Origin of the sequence: Allomuricauda sp. CP2A (genome assembly GCF_001683915.1) — a bacterium.
Classification (GTDB): domain Bacteria; phylum Bacteroidota; class Bacteroidia; order Flavobacteriales; family Flavobacteriaceae; genus Flagellimonas.
Genome location: NZ_LXTT01000020.1, coordinates 12,031 through 34,131 on the forward strand (window position 1 = coordinate 12,031; position 22,101 = coordinate 34,131).

The 22,101-nt window shown below is 42.6% G+C and carries 34 protein-coding genes; 33 read left to right on the top strand and 1 reads right to left on the bottom strand.

The window, feature by feature from the left end; translation table 11 throughout:
- Nucleotides 1-21: 21 nt before the first annotated feature.
- A complete protein-coding gene (locus tag A7D14_RS01620; RefSeq protein WP_067029254.1) occupies nucleotides 22-3,273 on the bottom strand; it encodes a SusC/RagA family TonB-linked outer membrane protein in 3,252 nt (1,083 codons plus the stop codon).
- A 429-nt stretch (nucleotides 3,274-3,702) separates the two neighbouring features.
- On the opposite strand from A7D14_RS01620, the gene A7D14_RS01625 reads away from it, so the two are divergent.
- From A7D14_RS01625 to rpsK, 33 genes are all read left to right on the top strand, one after another.
- Nucleotides 3,703-4,503 carry a hypothetical protein gene (locus A7D14_RS01625; RefSeq protein WP_141673192.1) on the top strand — a complete coding sequence of 267 codons (801 nt, stop codon included), beginning with the start codon at nucleotides 3,703-3,705 and terminating at the stop codon, nucleotides 4,501-4,503.
- Between the two features lie 62 nt (nucleotides 4,504-4,565).
- Entirely contained in the window at nucleotides 4,566-5,360 is a 795-nt protein-coding gene (locus A7D14_RS01630) for a hypothetical protein (RefSeq protein WP_141673193.1), read from the top strand.
- 39 nt (nucleotides 5,361-5,399) lie between these two features.
- On the top strand, nucleotides 5,400-6,167 hold the full coding sequence (locus A7D14_RS01635) for a hypothetical protein (protein ID WP_067029260.1): 768 nt from the start codon (nucleotides 5,400-5,402) through the stop codon (nucleotides 6,165-6,167).
- 52 nt (nucleotides 6,168-6,219) lie between these two features.
- Nucleotides 6,220-6,987: a hypothetical protein gene (locus A7D14_RS01640; protein WP_067029262.1), complete on the top strand. Its 768-nt coding sequence runs from the start codon at nucleotides 6,220-6,222 to the stop codon at nucleotides 6,985-6,987.
- Between the two features lie 182 nt (nucleotides 6,988-7,169).
- A complete protein-coding gene (gene rpsL, locus A7D14_RS01645; RefSeq protein WP_013305196.1) occupies nucleotides 7,170-7,544 on the top strand; it encodes a 30S ribosomal protein S12 in 375 nt (124 codons plus the stop codon).
- Between the two features lie 19 nt (nucleotides 7,545-7,563).
- Nucleotides 7,564-8,040, top strand: coding sequence for a 30S ribosomal protein S7 (gene rpsG, locus A7D14_RS01650; protein WP_067029264.1), 477 nt, complete (start codon nucleotides 7,564-7,566; stop codon nucleotides 8,038-8,040).
- 8 nt (nucleotides 8,041-8,048) lie between these two features.
- Complete coding sequence (gene fusA / locus A7D14_RS01655; protein ID WP_067029266.1) at nucleotides 8,049-10,175, top strand: elongation factor G; 2,127 nt, start codon at nucleotides 8,049-8,051, stop codon at nucleotides 10,173-10,175.
- Nucleotides 10,176-10,186: 11 nt separating this feature from the next.
- A complete protein-coding gene (rpsJ, locus tag A7D14_RS01660; RefSeq protein ID WP_007094989.1) occupies nucleotides 10,187-10,492 on the top strand; it encodes a 30S ribosomal protein S10 in 306 nt (101 codons plus the stop codon).
- A 238-nt stretch (nucleotides 10,493-10,730) separates the two neighbouring features.
- Nucleotides 10,731-11,354 carry a 50S ribosomal protein L3 gene (gene rplC / locus A7D14_RS01665; protein WP_067029268.1) on the top strand — a complete coding sequence of 208 codons (624 nt, stop codon included), beginning with the start codon at nucleotides 10,731-10,733 and terminating at the stop codon, nucleotides 11,352-11,354.
- Nucleotides 11,354-11,983 (top strand): 50S ribosomal protein L4, encoded by a 630-nt coding sequence (gene rplD, locus A7D14_RS01670; protein WP_067029270.1) that lies wholly within the window; start codon nucleotides 11,354-11,356, stop codon nucleotides 11,981-11,983. The genes rplC and rplD overlap by 1 nt, the downstream gene beginning before the upstream one ends.
- Before the next feature lie 7 nt (nucleotides 11,984-11,990).
- Entirely contained in the window at nucleotides 11,991-12,281 is a 291-nt protein-coding gene (gene rplW, locus A7D14_RS01675; RefSeq protein ID WP_067029272.1) for a 50S ribosomal protein L23, read from the top strand.
- Nucleotides 12,282-12,290: 9 nt separating this feature from the next.
- Nucleotides 12,291-13,115 carry a 50S ribosomal protein L2 gene (gene rplB / locus A7D14_RS01680; protein ID WP_067029274.1) on the top strand — a complete coding sequence of 275 codons (825 nt, stop codon included), beginning with the start codon at nucleotides 12,291-12,293 and terminating at the stop codon, nucleotides 13,113-13,115.
- 12 nt (nucleotides 13,116-13,127) lie between these two features.
- Nucleotides 13,128-13,406, top strand: coding sequence for a 30S ribosomal protein S19 (rpsS, locus tag A7D14_RS01685; RefSeq protein WP_067029276.1), 279 nt, complete (start codon nucleotides 13,128-13,130; stop codon nucleotides 13,404-13,406).
- 7 nt (nucleotides 13,407-13,413) lie between these two features.
- Nucleotides 13,414-13,824, top strand: a complete 411-nt coding sequence (gene rplV / locus A7D14_RS01690; protein ID WP_067029278.1) for a 50S ribosomal protein L22 — start codon at nucleotides 13,414-13,416, stop codon at nucleotides 13,822-13,824.
- Nucleotides 13,825-13,834: 10 nt separating this feature from the next.
- The gene (gene rpsC, locus A7D14_RS01695; RefSeq protein ID WP_036379843.1) at nucleotides 13,835-14,551 is read left to right on the top strand and encodes a 30S ribosomal protein S3; all 717 of its coding nucleotides are present in this window, start codon (nucleotides 13,835-13,837) and stop codon (nucleotides 14,549-14,551) included.
- 19 nt (nucleotides 14,552-14,570) lie between these two features.
- The gene (rplP, locus tag A7D14_RS01700; RefSeq protein WP_067029280.1) at nucleotides 14,571-14,990 is read left to right on the top strand and encodes a 50S ribosomal protein L16; all 420 of its coding nucleotides are present in this window, start codon (nucleotides 14,571-14,573) and stop codon (nucleotides 14,988-14,990) included.
- 19 nt (nucleotides 14,991-15,009) lie between these two features.
- Complete coding sequence (rpmC, locus tag A7D14_RS01705) at nucleotides 15,010-15,201, top strand: 50S ribosomal protein L29 (RefSeq protein WP_067029282.1); 192 nt, start codon at nucleotides 15,010-15,012, stop codon at nucleotides 15,199-15,201.
- A 13-nt stretch (nucleotides 15,202-15,214) separates the two neighbouring features.
- Entirely contained in the window at nucleotides 15,215-15,472 is a 258-nt protein-coding gene (rpsQ, locus tag A7D14_RS01710) for a 30S ribosomal protein S17 (protein WP_014032003.1), read from the top strand.
- Between the two features lie 2 nt (nucleotides 15,473-15,474).
- Nucleotides 15,475-15,843 (top strand): 50S ribosomal protein L14, encoded by a 369-nt coding sequence (rplN, locus tag A7D14_RS01715; protein WP_036379836.1) that lies wholly within the window; start codon nucleotides 15,475-15,477, stop codon nucleotides 15,841-15,843.
- A 16-nt stretch (nucleotides 15,844-15,859) separates the two neighbouring features.
- A complete protein-coding gene (gene rplX / locus A7D14_RS01720; RefSeq protein WP_067029284.1) occupies nucleotides 15,860-16,171 on the top strand; it encodes a 50S ribosomal protein L24 in 312 nt (103 codons plus the stop codon).
- A gap of 2 nt (nucleotides 16,172-16,173) precedes the next feature.
- Nucleotides 16,174-16,725, top strand: a complete 552-nt coding sequence (rplE, locus tag A7D14_RS01725; protein WP_067029286.1) for a 50S ribosomal protein L5 — start codon at nucleotides 16,174-16,176, stop codon at nucleotides 16,723-16,725.
- 1 nt (nucleotide 16,726) lies between these two features.
- Nucleotides 16,727-16,996, top strand: a complete 270-nt coding sequence (rpsN, locus tag A7D14_RS01730) for a 30S ribosomal protein S14 (RefSeq protein WP_045801185.1) — start codon at nucleotides 16,727-16,729, stop codon at nucleotides 16,994-16,996.
- A gap of 18 nt (nucleotides 16,997-17,014) precedes the next feature.
- Nucleotides 17,015-17,413, top strand: coding sequence for a 30S ribosomal protein S8 (rpsH, locus tag A7D14_RS01735; protein WP_067029288.1), 399 nt, complete (start codon nucleotides 17,015-17,017; stop codon nucleotides 17,411-17,413).
- 19 nt (nucleotides 17,414-17,432) lie between these two features.
- Nucleotides 17,433-17,975 carry a 50S ribosomal protein L6 gene (gene rplF, locus A7D14_RS01740; RefSeq protein WP_067029290.1) on the top strand — a complete coding sequence of 181 codons (543 nt, stop codon included), beginning with the start codon at nucleotides 17,433-17,435 and terminating at the stop codon, nucleotides 17,973-17,975.
- 11 nt (nucleotides 17,976-17,986) lie between these two features.
- Nucleotides 17,987-18,340: a 50S ribosomal protein L18 gene (rplR, locus tag A7D14_RS01745; RefSeq protein ID WP_067029292.1), complete on the top strand. Its 354-nt coding sequence runs from the start codon at nucleotides 17,987-17,989 to the stop codon at nucleotides 18,338-18,340.
- Nucleotides 18,341-18,347: 7 nt separating this feature from the next.
- Nucleotides 18,348-18,872, top strand: a complete 525-nt coding sequence (gene rpsE / locus A7D14_RS01750) for a 30S ribosomal protein S5 (protein ID WP_067029295.1) — start codon at nucleotides 18,348-18,350, stop codon at nucleotides 18,870-18,872.
- Nucleotides 18,873-18,884: 12 nt separating this feature from the next.
- Complete coding sequence (gene rpmD, locus A7D14_RS01755; RefSeq protein ID WP_067029297.1) at nucleotides 18,885-19,064, top strand: 50S ribosomal protein L30; 180 nt, start codon at nucleotides 18,885-18,887, stop codon at nucleotides 19,062-19,064.
- A 13-nt stretch (nucleotides 19,065-19,077) separates the two neighbouring features.
- Nucleotides 19,078-19,530, top strand: a complete 453-nt coding sequence (rplO, locus tag A7D14_RS01760) for a 50S ribosomal protein L15 (RefSeq protein WP_067029299.1) — start codon at nucleotides 19,078-19,080, stop codon at nucleotides 19,528-19,530.
- 14 nt (nucleotides 19,531-19,544) lie between these two features.
- Nucleotides 19,545-20,888 (top strand): preprotein translocase subunit SecY, encoded by a 1,344-nt coding sequence (gene secY, locus A7D14_RS01765; protein WP_067029301.1) that lies wholly within the window; start codon nucleotides 19,545-19,547, stop codon nucleotides 20,886-20,888.
- A gap of 3 nt (nucleotides 20,889-20,891) precedes the next feature.
- The gene (gene infA, locus A7D14_RS01770; RefSeq protein ID WP_014031991.1) at nucleotides 20,892-21,107 is read left to right on the top strand and encodes a translation initiation factor IF-1; all 216 of its coding nucleotides are present in this window, start codon (nucleotides 20,892-20,894) and stop codon (nucleotides 21,105-21,107) included.
- Between the two features lie 4 nt (nucleotides 21,108-21,111).
- Nucleotides 21,112-21,228 carry a type B 50S ribosomal protein L36 gene (gene ykgO, locus A7D14_RS19585; RefSeq protein WP_010519235.1) on the top strand — a complete coding sequence of 39 codons (117 nt, stop codon included), beginning with the start codon at nucleotides 21,112-21,114 and terminating at the stop codon, nucleotides 21,226-21,228.
- 2 nt (nucleotides 21,229-21,230) lie between these two features.
- Nucleotides 21,231-21,605 carry a 30S ribosomal protein S13 gene (gene rpsM / locus A7D14_RS01775; RefSeq protein WP_036379807.1) on the top strand — a complete coding sequence of 125 codons (375 nt, stop codon included), beginning with the start codon at nucleotides 21,231-21,233 and terminating at the stop codon, nucleotides 21,603-21,605.
- 101 nt (nucleotides 21,606-21,706) lie between these two features.
- Entirely contained in the window at nucleotides 21,707-22,099 is a 393-nt protein-coding gene (gene rpsK / locus A7D14_RS01780) for a 30S ribosomal protein S11 (protein WP_067029303.1), read from the top strand.
- The last annotated feature ends 2 nt before the right edge of the window (nucleotides 22,100-22,101 follow it).

A 22,101-nucleotide genomic window follows, 5' to 3' on the forward strand; every position in this document is an offset into this window, starting at 1 on the left:
TTTATAACTATTTTTTTCATCTTAGAATGTTGCTTTAACACTGAATCCATATCTTCTAGAGCTAGGTCCGTTCAAGAAATCAAAACCAAACCCGTTACCAACACCTGTACCAGATGTGTTGGCGTCAAAATTGGCACCATCTGGAGTGTTAATGGCATCATACCACAAGTTGAATCCTGAAACCGTAAATGACAATGAGCCAAATGGTGTCCTGTCCAAGAATTTCTTGGGAACTGAATAGCCCAAAGAAACTTCCTGCAATCTCAACATGGTTCCATCGTATACTTGTAGTTCACTGGGACCAAAGAGTACGTTGTTAAAGAAGTAATCAGAGTTGTTGATTTGGACATCGTTTACCGACCCATCACTTTGTTTTACCCCTGGAAGGATATAGGTGTTTTCCCTATCCACAGTTTCAACAATCAAACCTCTACCCAACAAAGTAGAAATAGTACTTGAGTAGATATCCCCTCCTTGGGTCCAGTTGAACTGGAAGCCAAAGTTGAAGTTCTTAAAAGAGAAGGTGTTGTTGAAGTTTGCCATGAAATCCGGGTTCGGATCTCCGATGATACCATCCTGGGAATCTTGTACATAGTCCCCAGCAGAGTTGACCACCAAATTGCCGGCATCATCCCTAAGAACACGGCTACCGTAGATTACACCAAGAGGTTCACCTTTAATGGCCGCGTTACCCAAGTTAGAGAAACCGGAATATACGATTAGGTCAGTTTCTTGACCCAAGTCTTCAACAGTGGTCTCGGTGGCACTGAAGTTTACATTTGATCTCCAGTTAAAGCCATCGCTATCACTTCTGATCAAGTTCAGTCCAAGGTCAATCTCTACACCTTCACCCTTGATCTCACCAACGTTTGTGGTTGTTCTATAATACCCAGAAGCTGGATCCAAAGGTTGGGTCACGATCAAATCCGTGGTTGTTCTCTGGTAAATGGAAGCATCCAAGGTGATGCGTCCGTCCCACCATCTTGACTCAATACCAAGTTCTATTTCGGAAACTTGCTCTGGCTTTAGGTCAGGGTTACCCAAGGTAAGAGGACTTGTATTGGTTACAATGTTTCTTCCCGTGTTGTCCTGAAAATCCTGGGTGTCCAAAGAAAGTCGTGATGAAATCGGATAAGAATCAGAGTTTTGATCAGGGAAACCTGCAGAGGTTCCGTAACCGGCCCTTATCTTAAGATAGTTCAATGCATCGCTTTTCAACCCATCAAAAGCAGTTGTGGGCACAAAGGATACACTGGCACTAGGGTAGAACAATGACCTATTGGCCTTGTCCAAGTTGGATACCCAGTCATTCCTTGCGGCCAGGGTTACGAAAACGAAGTTATCGTAATCAAATTCCGCTTGGCCGTAAAGACCCATTACATTACGTTCGGAAGTTCCCTGAATCTCATTGTTATTCAAGAAGTTGAAGTGGCGAAGTACATCGAAGACCTGTTGGCCATCACTGGAAATACCATTTTGGTTAAAGACTTCCCTCCTACCATTGAAACCAAGGTTGAATGTACTACCAATGGTCTCTGTCAAATCAAAATCACCGTTGATCGCAACGTTGTGGTCCCAAATGGTATTGGTGTTGTTCCAGGTCTCATAGATACCGCTCTGTAACCTGATATCGTTACTGTTACTGTTTACACCACCTTTGTTCTGATAGTTTACGTTGTTCTCGCTATAGTTGTCAATACCTACCCTATATACGATGTTCAGGTTTTCACTTATGTCATATTGGATTCCCATATTACCGAACACCCTGTTGGTCTCTTGCTGGGTACCGGAGTTGTTCACGGTCCACAAGGGGTGTTGTATGGAGTTGTTCTGACGATAGTAAACGCTGCCTCCAGTAATTGGATCTTGGTATGGCAGACCCAGAACATCCACAGAACGGGGCGTAAAGTACAGATCCCCAAATACAGAGGAACCGCCACCGGTTGCACCGTTACCCTGGCTCAATGCCACGGGTGGAGAAATAAACTTGGTACGTGCATAGTTAAGGGTACCGGATACGGTAAACTTATTGCTCAACACCGCTCTACCACCAATACCAAAGTTGTTCCTGTTCAAACTGTTGCCAGGAGTAAAACCTTGATCTTTTAAATAACCATAGTTGGCATTGTAGGAAACTTTTCCATCCGATGATGCTCCTGCAATGTTGATGGAAGTATTGGTGACCGTACCAGTCTTAAAGAAGTTTTCAAAACTCTTGTAGGGTTTCCACTCGTAACGAGCTCCTTGAAATTCAGGAAAGGCCGCTTGAATGGCCGATGTTGAAGTGGAATATGGGTGAGGTAGCGTTCCGTTTGAATCGAAAGAAGCACTGTTCCCCCAACCGGAAAGACCTTCTCTTCTAAAGCTGGGTCCCCAGTTACTGAAGAACCAACCAAAAGCCTGGTCGAAACCGTTACCATATTCATTTTGGTATTCAGGTTTTGAAGCAATCTCATTGAAGAACATGGAAGAAGTGACCGTGATTTCTGTCTTCTTGGCTCCTTCTCCTCCTGCTCCTGCTTTGGTGGTGATCAAGATCACACCATTTCTACCCAAAGATCCGTATAGCGTGGAGGCTGCAAGACCTTTCAATACGTTTACGCTTTCAATACTGTTTGGATCCAAATCCAAGAACCTACTGGAACCGTTGTTACCGTTGATGAAATCCTGACGGCTACCTTGTCTACCGGAAGAGTTGGTGTCTCCGTTGAAAGGAACACCGTCCACAATGAACAAGGGTTGGTTACTTTGGCTAAAGGAGTTGAAGCCACGAATGATAATGTTGGTACCCGAGCCGGATAGACCACTCTGTTGGGTGATGTTCACCCCAGAGGCCTTACCCATAAGCACACGTCCCAAATCACCTTCGGCCTTTTCCTCCAGTTGTTCGGAGCTTACTTCAGCTACCGCGTACCCCAAGGCTTGCTTCTCCCTTTTGATACCAAGGGCCGTTACAACCACCTCTTCAAGGGCTTGGGTGTCTTCTTCCATCTGAACATTGATCACACTTCCTGCACCAACAGTTCTACTTGTGGCTCTTTGCCCTATATAAGTAAATTGTAGTGTTTGACCTTGACTTGCACTGATCGAATAGTTACCATCAAAATCTGTTTGGGTACCGTTGGTGGTCCCTTCGACGACAATGTTGACCCCAGGCAACGGAAGACCATCGGAATCCGTAACAGTACCTGTAATCGTCTTGTCTTGTGCAAAGGATACATGCACAACAAACGCCAATAACAGCGTTAACAATCCATTAAGTTTTGTTCTCATTTTTAAATTATTTGAATTAGCTAGCCGCTAAAATCATAATTTCATGTTAATAATCCAAACTAATTTTACTAAATTTTTAAGATGATGTTAGCAAATGCAATAACCTCAAAATGAGCTTTGCTATTTAACAGACTTGTTAATTTGACCCCTTGAAAATTGTGATGAATATAAAAAAGGACTGAATTTAGGGTGTTAATTATAACAAATACACGGGGTTATTGCGGTAATTAGCTGAGGGTTATCTTAATGTGGATTCGCTTATACCTTAATTATATATAATTAAAATTTTAGCCTGTGCTTTTTGTGGTTTTGGTGCATTGGCTCACGTTCTTTTGATATAAATGACATTTATTTATTTTCCATGGCCCTTAACTCCTTAATTTTTATATATTTAAGGTAGATACTTAATTTTATCTTAAAATTTATGTTATGAAAAAATCGTTTTACATCGTATTTGGGGTCATAATGTCTTTTGGCTTCCATGCAAATGCGCAGGGTAATATTCATTCTTCTGGAGAAGGTGGGGTGTTTACCCAGAATGCATTGGCGGGACTGAAGGGGGTTGATGCCGAAAATTTTGACATGGGCAACAATCCGGCCATGATGGATCTCTACAACGATATGCGGATGAAGTTTGGACGCATGGGAGAAGAAGTGAACCTGACTTTGGACGATATAGACGGAACCATTTACTTGAATGAAGACTTTACTTTGGGGGCTCTCTATGAAGATGGTGTGGCCTTTAAGCGTTTGTACCTTCGGTATGATGCGTACAATGATGAAGTGGAGTTGAAGGAATCCGCAGATTCCGATGTGGTGCGTGCCATGGTCAAGCACCCAAAGTATTCGTGCTCCATAAATAACGATAAATTTGTATACACGGATTACCTGAATGAAGACGGAGAAACCGTGAGCGGATATTTACAACCCTTGGTTTATGGAGAAGGATATGTTCTGTATGAACGCCAAATTAAAGTCTTTAAAGAAGGGAAGCCCGCAAAGACATCGTTGGACAACTCCTTCCCGCACCGCTTTTTGGACAAGACTGAATATTTTGTGTCCGCTGATGGTGAGGCCCCTAAATTCATGAAGACGAAAAAGTCGGATGTGCTTTCCGTGTTTCCAGATGATCAATATGGCGCCATGAAGAAGTATGTGAAGGGCAAGCGCATCGATTTTGATGATAGCAGGGACCTGATGAACCTCTTCGCGTACGCAAATACATTGTAATGATTACGGAGGTTGCATTACTGTGACCTGCTGTGTAGATAATAATTCAAAAGAAATTGAAAATGACAAAAAGAAATTTACTTGGAACGATTATGATTCTTTGCGCCGTAATGTCCGTAAGTGCACAAGGTAATATACATGTGCAAGGAGAGGGAGGTGCGTTTTCCCAAGACAGGCTTGCATTGTTAAAGAATGGTGAAGGTGGAGGATTGGGCAACAACCCGGCCATGATGGATCTCTATAATGACATGCGCATGAAGTTTGGCCGTATGGGGGAAGAGGTCAACCTCACCTTGGACGATATTAACGGTACCATATACCTAAATGAGAACTTTACGTTGGGAACGCTCTATGAAGATGGAGTGGCCTTTAAGAAACTGTACCTTAGGTATGATGCCTACAATGATGAAGTGGAGCTAAAAGAGTCCGTAGATTCAGATGTGGTGCGGGCCATGGTACAACATCCAAGATATTCCTGCTCAATGAATGGCAATGAATACCTATATATAGAGTACTTAAATGAAGACGGCGAATCTAAAGAAGGCTATTTATCGCCTTTGGTTTCTGGAGGGGATTACATTCTTTTAGTTAAGAACAGTAAAGTGTTCAAAGAGGGGAAACCTGCAAAGACCTCGTTGGACAATTCCTTTCCGCACCGTTTTTTGGACGAGACCGAATATTACGTGTCAAAAAATGGAAAATCCCCGGTTTTTATGAAAACCAGGAAGTCTGATGTACTTTCCGTGTTTGCGGAAAAGCACCAAAAGGCGATAAAAAGTTACATGAAGGACAAGCGTCCCAATGTAAAAGATGCTGGCGATTTGATAAACCTATTCGCGTATGCCAATACCTTATAGAAAGTTGATTATTAATAAACCGGAATAAAATTTGAAAGTATGAAACAATTATTTTTTATTATGGTTTGTGGTGTATTCGCCCTTAATTTGGCGATGGGGCAAAATAAAAGTGTGCAAGCTTGGGGGGTAATTCCTGGCGAATATAACATAGAGCAGGCCTGGGGAAACAATCCCTCCATGGAAAATCTATATAGTGATATGCGGATCAAGTTTGGCCGGATGGGAGAAGAGGTAAACTTGACCCTGGAAGACATTGATGGAACCATATATCTTAATGAGAACTTTACCTTGGGTTCCTTATATGAAAACGGAGAGGAATTTAAGAAGATGTATTTGCGATATGACGCCTACAACGACGAGGTCGAGCTTAAGGAGACTTTGCAATCTGATGTAGTACGTTCCATGGTAAAGCATCCTGTCTATTCCTGTTCCGTTAACGGCAATGAATACTACTATTTAGGATATACCGATGAGGACGGCAACCCCCAAAAGGGGTATTTGACCCCTTTGGTGACCGGTGACGACTATACCCTTTTTGTAAAGCACATAAAAGTGTTCAAAGAAGGAAAACCTGCAAAGACATCCTTGGACAACTCCTTTCCGCACCGCTTTTTGGACAAGACGGAATACTACGTTTCCAAAACAGGAGAAGCGCCGGTTTTTATGAAGACCAGAAAATCTGATGTTCTTTCAGTATTTACGGAGAACGACCAAAAGGCCATAAAAAGCTACATCAAGGACAAGCGCCCCAATGTAAATGATGGTGACGATTTGCTCAATTTGTTCACTTATGCCAATACCTTGTAAATAATAGGGTCGCACATCTAATTTGGTAGGGTGGCCAGCTAATTATATCGCCATGAAAAAAATGCTCTTGATCATTCTTTTTGCAATTTTTTTTGCTCCAGACTGTATGGGGCAGTATGGTGTTGCCCAGGCATGGGGGACTGATCGGGGCCTGCATGGCACTACCCAAGCTCTCACCAACAATAATTTCATTGAAAATCTCTCCAGTACTATGGGAGCCAAGTTTGGTTTCAAGGGGGTAGGGGGCAATCTTGCAGAGGGGGATATTGAGGGTACCATCTATCTCAATGAAAATTTTACTTTGGGAACGCTTTATGTCAATGATAAGGAGGTCAAGAAAATGTATATGCGCTATGATGCCTACAATGATGAAATTGAACTGAAGGATGCGTTGAATTCCGAAGAGATTAAGGCCATGGTTAAGCACCCTGTTTATTCTTGCTCTTTGGATGGAGATGAGTATTATTACCTAGGATATACAAATGAAGTTGGTGGCGAGAAAAAAGGTTACTTGGTTCCTATTGTAATAGGTGACGCCTACACGCTTTTCATCAAGTATCAAAAAGTGTACAAAAAAGGAAAACAGGCCAGCACCCCATTGGATGCCTCATTTCCACCGCGCTTATTGGACAAGACCGAATATTATGTTTCCGTAAATAATGAATCTCCTTTTTTTATGAAGGCCAAAAAATCGGAGGTAATTTCCATATTCCCGAAACAAAATCAAAGCGCAATTAAAAAGTACATTAAAGAAAAGCGACTTAAAGCGGGCGACCACAATGATTTGCGTAATCTGTTCACCTATGCCAATACATTATAATATAGGTCTAAGCAAGGCTTGCTTGGGTTTTGGACAACAGAACAAGATATAAAAAGGTGTGTTGCAGCACCTTTTTTTAATTATGTCGTAAAATAAAGTATTCTTGATTTGAATTATTCCGAAATATCACTACATTTGCAGCCCTCAAAATGAGGGTTATTTAGTTTTTAATAGAAATTTTAATGCCAACAATTTCACAATTAGTACGAAAAGGAAGAGCCACAATTACCAAGAAGAGTAAATCGGCTGCTTTGGATTCGTGTCCTCAACGAAGAGGGGTTTGTACACGTGTATACACCACTACGCCTAAGAAACCAAACTCTGCAATGCGTAAAGTTGCAAGGGTAAGGTTAACCAATGGTAAAGAGGTGAACGCATACATCCCCGGAGAAGGACACAACCTCCAAGAGCACTCGATAGTATTGGTTAGAGGTGGAAGAGTAAAGGATTTGCCTGGTGTGCGATATCATATCGTTCGCGGAGCGTTGGACACTGCCGGTGTGGCAGGAAGAACGCAGCGACGATCAAAGTATGGTGCAAAGCGTCCTAAAAAGTAATCAACTTTAAGAAGAAGCGATGAGAAAAAAGCAGGCAAAAAAAAGACCGTTATTGCCAGACCCCAGATTTAACGATCAATTGGTCACACGTTTTGTGAACATGATGATGTGGGATGGTAAAAAGTCAGTTGCATTCAAAATTTTCTACGATGCAATTGATATTGTTGACGAAAAGAACACTGACGAAGAAAAAACAGGATTGGAACTTTGGAAAGATGCCCTTTCCAATGTTATGCCGCACGTTGAGGTAAGAAGTAGAAGAGTAGGTGGTGCAACATTCCAGATTCCTATGCAGATTCGTCCAGACAGAAAGATATCCACTGCAATGAAATGGTTGATCCTTTACGCGAGAAGACGTAACGAAAAATCCATGGCACAGAAATTGGCCTCCGAGATTTTGGCCGCAGCCAAAGAAGAAGGGGCAGCAGTGAAGAAAAGAGTAGATACACACAAAATGGCCGAGGCCAATAAAGCATTCTCACACTTTAGATTCTAATCATTACAATGGGAAGAGATTTAAAATATACAAGGAATATAGGTATTGCAGCTCACATTGATGCTGGTAAAACAACTACTACAGAGCGTATTCTTTTTTATACCGGTGTGAGCCATAAAATTGGAGAAGTGCACGATGGTGCCGCAACCATGGACTGGATGGAGCAAGAGCAAGAGCGTGGTATTACCATTACCTCTGCAGCCACTACCTGTACATGGAAGTTCCCAATGGAGAATGCACAGCCATTGCCAGATACAAAAGATTACCACTTTAACATTATCGACACTCCCGGACACGTGGACTTTACCGTTGAGGTAAACCGTTCACTTCGTGTGTTGGACGGATTGGTGTTCTTGTTCAGTGCCGTTGACGGTGTTGAGCCACAATCCGAGACCAACTGGAGATTGGCCGATAACTACAAAGTGCCACGTATCGGTTTCGTAAACAAAATGGACCGTCAAGGTTCCAACTTCTTGAACGTGTGCAAGCAGGTTCGTGAAATGTTGGGCTCCAATGCAGTGCCAATTGTATTGCCAATCGGTGACGAAGCTGATTTTAAAGGAATTGTTGACTTGGCCAAGAACAGGGCTGTTGTTTGGCACGAGGATAACTTCGGTTCTACCTTTGATGTAGTGGACATTCCTGAAGAAATGAAGGATGAAGTTAAGGAGTTTCGAGCTGCCTTGATTGAAGCCGTAGCAGAATATGATGAAAATTTGATGGAGAAATTCTTCGAAGATGAAGATTCCATCACAGAAGATGAAGTACACGCTGCGTTGCGCGCTGCGGTAATGGACAGGGCCATCATTCCTATGATTTGTGGTTCGTCCTTTAAAAACAAAGGGGTTCAATTCCTTTTGGACGCCGTTTGCCGTTACTTGCCTTCGCCTTTGGATAAGGATGATATCATCGGAATCAATCCAGATACAGAAAAAGAAGAAAGAAGAAAACCAGATCCAAAACAACCTTTTTCAGCACTGGCCTTTAAGATTGCTACCGATCCATTCGTAGGACGTTTGGCTTTCTTTAGAGCATATTCTGGTCGTTTGGACGCAGGTTCTTACATCTTGAACAACCGTTCAGGAAACAAAGAGCGTATTTCCCGTATCTATCAGATGCACTCCAATAAGCAAAATGCCATCGATTTTATTGAAGCAGGAGATATTGGTGCAGCAGTAGGGTTTAAGGACATCAAGACAGGGGATACCCTTTCTGATGAAAAGCATCCAATTGTATTGGAGAGCATGAATTTCCCCGATCCCGTTATCGGTATCGCTGTCGAGCCAAAAACCAAGGCCGATGTGGATAAATTGGGTATGGCTTTGGCCAAATTGGCCGAAGAAGATCCAACCTTCCAGGTAAAGACCGATGAAGCTTCTGGACAAACCATCATCTCCGGTATGGGTGAGCTCCACTTGGATATTATTGTTGACCGTTTAAGGCGTGAGTTCAAGGTTGAAGTAAACCAAGGACAGCCACAGGTTGAGTACAAAGAAGCCATTACGCAAGCTGCCAATCACAGGGAAGTTTACAAGAAGCAATCTGGTGGTCGTGGTAAATTTGCGGACATCGTATTTACTATGGAGCCTGCTGCTGAAGAAGTAATTGGTTTGGAGTTTGTCAATGAAATTAAAGGAGGTAATATTCCTAAAGAATATATCCCATCTGTGGAAAAAGGATTCAAAGAGGCTATGAAAAATGGTCCTTTGGCTGGATTTGAGATGGATAGCATGAAAATTACCCTAAAAGATGGCTCGTTCCACCCGGTGGATTCCGATTCACTATCGTTTGAATTGGCTGCAAAAATGGGTTATAGGGCCGCTGCCAAATTGGCCAAATCAGTATTGATGGAACCTATCATGAAAATTGAGGTGTTGACACCTGAGGAAAACATGGGTGACATCGTCGGCGATTTGAACAGGCGTAGAGGTACCATCAGTAGCATGAGCGATAGAGCTGGTGCCAAAGTGGTAAAGGGCGAAGTGCCATTATCTGAAATGTTTGGTTATGTAACTTCCTTGAGGACCTTATCCTCAGGTAGGGCAACATCCACAATGGAATTTTCACACTATGCCGAGACCCCTTCCAATATTGCGGAAGAAGTAATCAAAGCAGCTAAAGGAGTAACCGCTTAATTTTCAGCAAGATGAGTCAAAAAATTAGAATAAAATTGAAATCTTACGATCACAATTTGGTGGACAAATCTGCTGAGAAGATCGTAAAAACGGTAAAAACAACCGGTGCTGTGGTAACGGGACCAATTCCATTGCCAACGCACAAAAAGATATTTACGGTTTTGCGTTCACCCCACGTGAACAAAAAATCAAGAGAGCAGTTCCAATTGAGCTCTTACAAGAGATTATTGGACATTTACAGCTCTTCATCAAAAACCATCGATGCCCTTATGAAGCTTGAGCTTCCAAGTGGTGTTGAGGTTGAGATCAAGGTTTGATGAGGACTTGACTTTCTGTAAAGCAGAAAGTTTTAGCCGAACAAACACTGAGCGAAGTCGAAGTGTCTTAATAAAGAGATGCTGAAACAAGTTCAGCATAAACATGTCCTGAACGACGGTTCAGGAAAAACGGTGAAAGAAAAAAATCTGGGTCAGAGCAGAGTCTTTTCTTGACCCAATTTTTTTGCCAAGAAATTGGCGCAATGTAAAAGAGTAAACAATTAATAATTAATTATATATGTCTGGGTTAATAGGAAAAAAAATCGGTATGACCAGCATCTTCGACGAGAATGGAAAGAATGTTCCATGTACCGTTATTGAGGCTGGACCATGCGTGGTTACCCAAGTCAGAACCGAAGAGGTTGACGGGTACAAGGCCCTTCAACTTGGTTTCGATGACAAGGCAGAAAAACGTGCAAACAAGTCCGAGTCCGGTCACTTTAAAAAAGCAGGTGCTTCTCCTAAGAAAAAAGTCGTTGAGTTCCAAGGATTTGAAGGTGAATACAAATTGGGAGACACCGTTGGTGTCGACATTTTCATGGAGGGTGAGTTTGTTGACGTTGTTGGCACATCCAAAGGAAAAGGTTTCCAAGGGGTTGTTAAACGCCATGGTTTTGGTGGAGTTGGTCAAGCGACCCACGGTCAGCACAACAGGTTGAGGGCCCCCGGTTCCATTGGTGCTGCTTCATACCCAGCTCGGGTATTCAAAGGAATGCGAATGGCAGGGCAAATGGGCAATGAAAGAGTGACAGTTCAAAACTTGAGAGTGTTGAAAGTGGTTCCAGAGAAAAACCTTTTGGTTGTAAAAGGGTGTGTACCTGGTCACAAAAATGCATATGTAACTATTCAAAGGTGGCAATAATGAAGGTAGCAGTTTTAGATATCAATGGAAAAGAAACCGGAAGGAAGGTAGACCTTTCTGACGATGTTTTTGCCGTAGAGCCCAATGAGCATGCCATTTATTTGGATGTAAAGCAATACTTGGCGCACCAAAGACAGGGTACCCACAAATCAAAGGAAAGAGCTGAGATTGCTGGAAGTACCCGTAAGATCAAGAAACAAAAGGGTACCGGTACCGCTAGGGCAGGTAGCATTAAGTCTCCTATTTTTAAAGGAGGTGGTAGGATTTTTGGTCCAAGACCTAAGGATTATACCCAAAAGTTGAACAAGAACGTAAAGCGATTGGCCCGTAAATCGGCCTTGAGCATCAAGTCCAAAGAGAAAGCTTTGGTGGTTGTGGAAGACTTCAATTTTGAAGCACCCAAAACCAAGGATTTTGTGGCATTTTTGACTTCTTTGGGCCTTGAAAACAAAAAGTCCCTTATAGTGTTGGGCGATACAAATAATAACGTATATTTGTCGTCGCGTAATTTGCAACGCTCCGAAGTCGTAACAGGTTCACAATTAAATACTTACAAAATAGTTAACGCTAATAGTTTGGTATTGACCGAAAGTGCTTTGGAAGGAATTGAATCGAACCTAAAGAAATAAAAGTATCATGAGTGTGTTGATAAAACCGATAATTACGGAAAAAATGACCGCTGATAGCGAGCTTTTCAATCGTTATGGTTTCTATGTTGAGCCAACTGCCAACAAATTGGAGATCAAAGATGCCGTTGAAGCCACTTATGGTGTTTCTGTGGAAAAGGTAAGAACCATGAACTATGGTCCAACCCGTAAGAGTCGCTATACAAAAACCGGAATCCAGCATGGAAAAACAAACGCTATGAAGAAAGCAATTGTTGATGTGGCTGAAGGTGATATTATTGATTTTTACAGTAATCTATAAAGACGAGAAATGTCAGTTAGAAAATTAAAACCGATAACCCCTGGACAGCGTTTTAGAGTAGTAAACGGATTTGACGCGATTACTACTGATAAGCCGGAGAAAAGCTTGCTTGCTCCGTTAAAAAAGTCAGGTGGTAGGAACAGTCAAGGAAAAATGACCATGCGCCATAGAGGTGGGGGTCATAAGAGGAGATATCGTATCATCGATTTCAAGAGGGACAAACAAGGTGTTGAGGCCACTGTGGCTTCAATCCAGTACGATCCCAACAGAACTGCATTTATCGCCTTGGTGGAATACAAGGATGGTGAAAAAAGATATGTGGTTGCCCAAAATGGGATGCAGGTAGGTCAGACCATCAAGTCTGGTTCTGGTGCCACCCCTGAGATTGGAAATGCACTTCCTTTGAGTGAAATTCCGTTGGGTACAATCATCTCTTGCATAGAATTGAGACCTGGTCAAGGAGCAATCATGGCACGAAGTGCTGGTACGTTTGCCCAATTAATGGCCAAGGATGGTAAGTTTGTTACCATTAAACTTCCTTCCGGTGAGACCCGTATGATTTTGGCTACTTGTTTGGCCACCATCGGTGCGGTTTCCAACTCAGACCACCAGTTGTTGGTATCTGGTAAGGCCGGTAGAAGCAGATGGTTGGGCAGAAGACCAAGAACAAGACCAGTGGCCATGAACCCTGTCGATCACCCAATGGGTGGTGGTGAAGGAAGGGCTTCCGGAGGTCATCCAAGATCTAGAAACGGTATTCCTGCAAAAGGTTTCAGGACCCGTTCCAAGACCAAGGATACCAATAGATATATCATAGAACGTAGAAAGAAATAAAAGAAAAAGTAAATGGCACGTTCGTTAAAAAAAGGACCATACGTTCATTATAGTTTGGAGAAAAAAGTCCAAGCCAATATAGAATCAGGAAAAAAATCGGTTATCAAGACATGGTCCAGGGCCTCAATGATAACCCCGGATTTTGTGGGACAGACCATCGCGGTACACAATGGGAGACAATTTGTTCCTGTTTATGTAACCGAGAACATGGTAGGTCACAAACTTGGAGAATTTTCACCTACACGATCTTTTAGGGGTCATGCGGGAGCTAAAAACAAAGGTAAAAAGTAAGTAAGCTATGGGAGTTCGTAAAAGACAAATGGCCGAAAGGTTAAAGGAAGAGAAAAAGCAACTTGCTATTGCAAAGCTGAACAATTGCCCAACGTCTCCAAGAAAGATGCGTTTGGTGGCTGACCTGGTAAGGGGAAAACAAGTAGAAATGGCATTGGCTATTTTGAAGTTCAACCAAAAGGAAGCCTCAAGAAAGATGGAAAAGCTTTTGCTTTCCGCTATCGCCAATTGGGAAGCCAAGAATGAGGAGGCCAATATTGAGGAAGCCGATCTTTACATCAAGGAAATCCGTGTTGACGGAGGAACCATGTTGAAGCGATTGAGACCAGCTCCACAAGGTAGGGCTCACAGAATCAGAAAGCGTTCCAATCATGTGACCATGATCGTGGAAGCTGCCAATAACAACGTTCAAAGCTAGAAGATATAATATGGGACAAAAGACCAATCCAATAGGAAATCGCTTGGGAATTATCAGAGGATGGGAATCCAACTGGTACGGAGGAAACGATTACGGCGATAAGCTGGCTGAGGATGATAAAATAAGAAAGTACGTGCATGCACGTTTGGCCAAGGCCAGTGTATCACGGGTGATTATAGAACGTACCTTGAAATTGATCACCATTACCATTACCACCGCAAGGCCTGGTATTATCATTGGTAAGGGAGGTCAAGAGGTAGATAAACTTAAGGAAGAGCTTAAGAAAATCACCAACAAGGAAGTTCAGATCAATATTCATGAAATCAAGAGACCTGAGTTGGATGCCAATTTGGTGGCAGCCAGTGTAGCTCGACAGATCGAGAGCAGGATTTCATACCGTAGAGCCATTAAAATGGCCATTGCAGCCGCAATGCGTATGAATGCTGAGGGAATCAAGATCCAGATTTCTGGACGTTTGAACGGAGCTGAAATGGCACGTTCCGAGTCCTACAAAGAAGGAAGGATTCCATTGTCCACCTTCCGAGCCGATGTGGATTATGCCTTGCACGAAGCCCACACTACCTATGGTAGATTGGGAATCAAGGTATGGATCATGAAGGGTGAGGTTTATGGAAAAAGAGAACTTTCCCCATTGGTAGGATTGAGCAAGAGTCAAGGAAAAGGCGGTAAACAAGATGGTGGTAAAAAGCCACGCCGTAGAAAGTAATAAGATAAAGTAAGGTAAGATGTTACAGCCAAAAAGAACAAAATTTCGTAAAGCCCAGAAGGGGCGTATGAAAGGAATCTCGCAAAGAGGGCACCAACTTTCCAATGGAATGTTCGGTATCAAGTCCTTGGATTCGCACTTCATTACCTCCCGTCAGATAGAGGCTGCGCGTATTGCTGCGACAAGATACATGAAGAGACAGGGTCAATTGTGGATCAAGATTTTCCCGGACAAGCCCATCACCAAAAAACCTCTTGAGGTTCGTATGGGTAAAGGTAAAGGTGCTCCAGAATACTGGGTTGCCGTTGTAAAACCGGGAAGAATCATGTTCGAAGTCGGTGGTGTACCCATGGATGTTGCCAAGGAAGCTTTGAGACTAGCGGCTCAAAAATTACCGGTAAAGACCAAGTTTATCGTAGCAAGGGATTATTCCGCTTAATTTTTAATTGAGAAGAAAGATGAGACAATCAGAAATAAAAGAACTTTCAATTGAAGAGATCAAGGAGCGATTGGCCGAGTTCAAAAAACAGCACGCCGATCTTAAAATGGCACATGCCGTTACTCCTTTGGAAAATCCTTTACAGATCAGAAAGACGAGAAGGACGGTGGCAAGACTTGCAACAGAATTAACTAAAAGGGAATTACAATAATTGGTTCTGCCTTATGGAAAACAGAAATTTAAGAAAAGAAAGAATAGGCGTTGTTACCAGCAACAAAATGGAGAAATCTATTGTGGTTTCTGAGGTAAAACGAGTGAAGCACCCCATGTACGGGAAGTTCGTTTTGAAGACCAAGAAATATGTTGCCCATGACGAAAAGAACGATTGCAACGAAGGTGATACCGTCAAAATAATGGAAACCCGTCCCTTGAGCAAAACAAAATGCTGGAGGTTGGTTGAAATCCTTGAAAGAGCTAAATAATTATGGTACAGCAAGAATCAAGATTAAAGGTTGCGGACAATACTGGTGCAAAGGAAGTTTTGACCATCCGCGTTTTGGGAGGAACAAAAAGAAGATACGCTTCCTTGGGTGACAAAATTGTTGTTACCGTTAAAGAAGCTACTCCAAACGGTACTGTAAAAAAAGGTTCTGTGTCAACGGCAGTTGTTGTTCGTACCAAGAAGGAAGTAAGAAGACCAGATGGCTCTTACATCCGTTTTGACGACAATGCCTGTGTATTGTTGAACCCAACCGGAGAGATGAGGGGAACCCGTGTTTTTGGACCGGTTGCCAGAGAGCTCAGGGACAGACAGTTCATGAAGATTGTTTCATTGGCACCCGAAGTGCTGTAAAAGACATATCAGAGAGATGAAGTTGAAAATAAAAACAGGGGATACGGTAAGAGTCATTGCGGGAGACCACAAGGGCAGCGAAGGCAAAGTGCTTCGTGTAGACCGTGAAAAGAACAAGGCCATCGTGGAAGGCATCAATGAGGTGTCCAAACACGAAAAGCCCAGTGCTCAAAACCCTCAAGGAGGCATAACAAGAAAGGAAGCTCCTATCCATATTTCAAACCTATCGTTGATCGATCCTAAATCTGGTGATGCAACCCGAGTAGGTTACGAAGTACGCGATGGAAAGAAAGTTAGGGTTTCCAAAAAATCCAATGAAGTAATTTAGTCATGAGCTATATTCCAAGATTAAAACAAGAATATAAGGAGCGCGTGATCAAGGCGCTGACCGACGAGTTTGGTTACAAGAACGTAATGCAGGTTCCCAAATTGCAAAAGATAGTAGTGAGCCGTGGAGTTGGAGCTGCAGTATCGGACAAGAAGCTTATTGATCATGCAGTGGACGAATTGACCAACATTACAGGTCAAAAAGCAGTGGCCACCCTTTCCAAAAAGGATGTTGCATCCTTTAAATTGAGAAAAGGAATGCCGATCGGGGCAAAAGTGACCCTGAGAGGAGAGCGCATGTATGAGTTTTTGGACAGATTGATAACCAGTGCCCTTCCAAGGGTCCGTGATTTTCAAGGTGTAAAAGCCACCGGTTTTGACGGTAGGGGAAACTACAACTTGGGTGTGACCGAGCAGATCATCTTTCCAGAAATCAATATTGACAGAATCAACAGGATCAACGGAATGGACATTACATTTGTGACTTCCGCTGAAACTGATAAAGAAGCAAAATCGTTGTTAACCGAATTGGGAGTACCCTTTAAAAAGAATTAGTATGGCCAAGGAATCAATGAAAGCCCGTGAGAGAAAAAGGGCAAAAATGGTTGCAAAATATGCCGAAAAGAGAAAAGCTCTAAAAGAGGCAGGTGATTATGAAGCCTTGCAAAAGCTGCCCAAGAATGCATCTCCTGTGCGTATGCGAAACCGTTGCAAATTGACCGGAAGACCAAGAGGGTACATGAGAACCTTCGGTATCTCTAGGGTGATGTTCAGGGAAATGGCCAACAAGGGCTTGATTCCAGGAGTTAAAAAGGCAAGTTGGTAATTTAGATATAGAAAAGAAATGCTTACAGATCCAATTTCAGATTATTTGACCAGAATAAGGAATGCCAGCAAGGCAGGTCATAGGGTAGTGGATATCCCTGGTTCAAATCTAAAGAGACAGATTACCAAAATATTGTTCGATCAAGGCTATATTTTGAGTTATAAGTTCGAGGACGACAAAGTACAGGGGAATATTAAAATAGCCCTTAAGTACGATAAGTCTACCAAGGAACCCATCATTAAGAAACTAGTACGGGTAAGTAAGCCCGGACTACGTAAGTATTCCGGTTCTGGAGACTTGCCAAGGGTCTTGAACGGTTTGGGAATTGCCATTGTGTCCACTTCACACGGAGTGATGACCAGCAAACAGGCCAAGCAAGACAATGTAGGTGGTGAAGTATTGTGCTACGTATATTAATTGAGAAAAGAGAAGAAAAATGTCAAGAATAGGTAACAATCCAATCGCAATCCCTGAGGGAGTAACTGTAGAGGTTAAAGATGCCTTGGTTACCGTAAAAGGTAAATTGGGAGAACTTTCCCAAGAATTTTCAGGAGTTGAGGTAAAGGTTGAAGAAGGAAACGTTTTGGTGAGAAGACCCTCTGACTCCAAAGAACATAAAGCAAGACACGGTTTGTACCGTGCCCTTTTTTCCAATATGTTAAAAGGTGTATCCCAAGGATGGACCAAGGAATTGGAGTTGGTAGGAGTTGGATACAGAGCCAGCAACCAAGGACAGAAATTGGATTTGGCCCTAGGATTCTCTCATAACATCGTAATGGACATTGCTCCAGAGGTGAAAATTGAGACAGTTTCCGAAAAAGGGAAGAACCCTATTGTAAAACTAACATCTCACGACAAACAATTGGTGGGTCAAGTGGCTGCCAAGATCAGAGGTTTCCGTAAGCCAGAACCTTACAAAGGAAAAGGTATCAAGTTCGTTGGTGAGCAATTAAGAAGAAAAGCAGGTAAATCAGCTTAATAATTAAGACTATGGGATTATCTAAGACTGAAAGAAAACAACGCATCCGAAGAAGAATACGCAAAGTATCCTTCGGAACTGAAGCTAGACCAAGATTGTCCGTCTTCAGAAGCAATAAAGAAATTTATGCCCAGTTAATCGACGACAACAAAGGCGTTACCTTGGCTTCTGCCTCATCCAAAGATAAGGATGTGGATGCCAAAGGAACCAAATCTGAAGTCGCCACTGCAGTGGGCAAGGCCATAGCAGAAAAGGCCCTTAAGCTTGGTGTAGAGGCCGTGGCTTTTGACAGAGGTGGAAACCTTTATCACGGAAGAGTTAAATCATTGGCTGAAGGAGCAAGGGAAGCAGGACTAAAATTCTAATAAGACTATGTACCAGAAATACAAAAACGTAGAGATAGTTAAGCCAGGGGGACTGGAGTTGAAAGACCGTTTGGTTGGAGTGCAAAGGGTTACCAAGGTAACCAAAGGGGGTAGAGCCTTTGGTTTTTCAGCAATAGTTGTTGTTGGTGATGAGAATGGTGTTGTTGGACATGGTTTGGGAAAATCCAAAGAAGTAGCTACCGCAATTGCAAAAGCTATCGAGGATGCCAAGAAAAACTTGGTTCGTATCCCTTTGAACAAGGCAACACTTCCCCATGAGCAAAAAGGGAAGTACGGTGGTGCCAGGGTTTATGTTAAACCCGCATCCCATGGTACCGGGGTTATTGCCGGTGGTGCCGTAAGGGCGGTATTGGAAGCTGTAGGGGTTCAGGATGTATTGTCCAAATCACAAGGTTCTTCCAACCCACACAATGTGGTAAAAGCAACTTTTGATGCCCTGTTGCAATTGAGAAGCGCAGATACCGTTGCCCAACAAAGAGGTATTTCTTTGGAAAAAGTCTTTAAAGGATAAATAGAGGATATTATGTCAAAGATTAAAGTAACACAGGTAAAGAGCGCCATCAAAAAGCCACAGAACCAAAAAAGAACTTTGGAGGCTCTAGGGTTGCGCAAGATCGGGCAGGTTGTTGAGCATGATGCAACTCCCAATATCCTTGGAATGGTAAATAAGGTAAAACACTTGGTTTCCACAGAGGAAGCTTAAAATATAACGGCACATGGATTTACATAATCTAAAACCAGCGAAAGGCGCTGTGCACAAAGAAGGAAAACGTGTAGGTAGAGGAGAAGGCTCTGGAAAGGGAGGAACCGCTACCCGTGGACATAAAGGAGCCAAGTCTAGATCTGGATATTCCAAAAAAATTGGTTTTGAAGGTGGTCAGATGCCTTTGCAAAGACGTGTTCCCAAGTTTGGTTTCACAAACATCAACAGAAAGGAATATAAAGGTATCAACTTGGGCAGATTGCAAGAGTTGGTAGACAACGGTGTCATCAAAAAAGAAGTTACTTTGGACATCCTTGTTGAAAACGGATTGGCCCACAAAAATGATTTGGTAAAGATTTTGGGTGATGGCGAATTGAAAGCCGGCCTAAAAGTGTCTGTACATAAATTTACGGCTTCCGCTAAAGCTGCCATTGAGGCCGCTGGAGGTGAGGCAATAAGTTTATAAGGAATAGTTATAGCATGAAGAAATTTATAGAGACCATATCAAATATCTGGAAAATCGATGAGCTGAGACAGCGTATCATCTTGACCCTTGGGTTGCTTTTGGTATATCGTTTTGGTACCCGTATTGTACTTCCAGGTATAGATACTACCCAATTGACCCAGTTGGCTTCAAGTACCGATTCGGGTATTTTGGGAATTCTTAATGCTTTCACAGGAGGTGCTTTCGCCAATGCATCCGTATTTGCATTGGGAATTATGCCCTATATCTCCGCCTCCATTGTGGTTCAGTTGATGGGAATAGCCATTCCATATCTTCAAAAACTGCAAAAAGAAGGAGAAAGTGGCAGAAAGACCATCAATCAGATTACCCGATGGTTGACCATAGGTATCTGTATTGTTCAGGCACCTGCTTATTTGTATGGTCTGAGTGCACTTGGTGTTCCAGATAGCGCCTTTGTATTGGGCAAAGGTTTGGATTTCATCGTGCCAGCGGTTATTATACTGGTGACCGGATGTGTGTTTGCCATGTGGTTGGGTGAAAAAATAACAGACAAAGGTATCGGAAACGGTATTTCGTTGTTGATCATGGTGGGTATCATTGCCACCATGCCTCAATCCTTTGTTCAGGAATTCGTTTCCAGGACCACCAACAATACCGGAGGTATCATGTTCATGTTGATCGAGGTGATCATATGGTTCTTGGTGATTTTGGCCAGTGTACTTTTGGTGATGGCCGTAAGGCAGATACCCGTACAATATGCAAGAAGAACAGCTTCTGGTGGTTATGAGAAAAATATTATGGGAGCCCGACAGTACATTCCATTGAAACTGAATGCTTCCGGTGTTATGCCCATCATTTTTGCACAAGCGATCATGTTTGCCCCTGGTTTGTTGGGTAGAACCTTTAACGATACAGCAGTTGGACAATGGATGGAAGTACAGTTTGCCGATATTTTTGGATTGGCATACAACATCCTATTTGGCATATTGATCATCATTTTCACCTATTTCTACACCGCGATTACCGTGCCTACCAATAAGATGGCCGATGATCTCAAAAGAAGTGGAGGGTTTATTCCCGGTATCCGCCCTGGAAAAGAAACAGGTGATTATTTGGATAAGATCATGTCTTTGATAACGTTACCTGGATCAGTTTTCTTGGCCTTGTTGGCAGTTTTGCCAGCCGTTGTGGTAAAGTTGATGGATGTACAGGCCGGATGGGCGTTGTTCTATGGAGGAACATCACTATTGATTATGGTAGGTGTGGCGATAGATACTGTACAGCAAGTAAATTCATATTTGCTTAACAGGCACTATGATGGCCTTATGAAGACCGGAAAAAACAGAAAAGTAGCATAACATATGGCAAAGCAACCAGCAATAGAACAAGACGGGACTATTATTGAAGCATTGTCCAATGCAATGTTCAGGGTAGAATTGGAGAATGGACACGTTGTTACCGCACATATATCTGGGAAAATGAGAATGCATTACATTAAGTTGCTTCCCGGGGATAAAGTAAAGTTGGAAATGAGTCCATACGATTTAACAAAAGCAAGAATTACTTATAGATACTAGTTACATGAAAGTAAGAGCATCAATAAAGAAGAGAAGTGCCGACTGCAAGATTGTTCGCAGAAAGGGCAGATTGTACGTAATCAACAAAAAGAATCCTAGATTTAAACAAAGACAAGGGTAATTATGGCAAGAATTGCAGGGGTTGACATACCTAAACAAAAGCGAGGCGTTATTTCACTTACCTACATTTATGGTATAGGTAAAAGTAGGGCCCAAGAGATTTTGGCTAAGGCCCAAGTAAGTGAGGACACCAAGGTGTCTGATTGGAACGATGATGAAATCGGGAAGATCAGGGAAGCCGTTTCCGAGTACACCATTGAGGGTGAGCTTCGTTCAGAGACCCAATTGAACATCAAACGTTTGATGGACATTGGTTGTTACCGTGGAATTCGTCACAGAGCTGGATTGCCACTCAGAGGTCAGCGTACCAAGAACAACTCTAGGACCAGAAAAGGAAAAAGAAAAACGGTTGCCAACAAGAAAAAAGCAACGAAATAATAAGAACATAGTCATTAGTATTTAGACGTTAGAAGAATCTGTTTGAAATGTAAAAGTCTAGGATTCCAATAACTAAGAGCTAACACTAGAAACTAAAAAATATGGCAAAGGCAAGTACCAAAACAACAAAAAAACGCAAGGTAATCGTTGAGTCTACCGGCGAGGCACACGTTGTTGCATCTTTCAACAACATCATTATATCCCTTACCAACAAAAAAGGGGATGTGATCTCTTGGTCCTCAGCAGGAAAAATGGGATTCCGTGGTTCTAAAAAGAACACCCCCTACGCAGCCCAAGTAGCCGCCGAGGATTGCGCCAAAGTTGCCCACGAAGCAGGATTGAGAAAAGTAAAGGTTTATGTGAAAGGACCAGGTAACGGTAGGGAATCTGCCATCCGTTCCATTCACAATGCCGGGATTGAGGTTACCGAAATCGTTGATGTTACCCCACTTCCACACAACGGTTGTAGACCTCCCAAAAGAAGAAGAGTTTAATC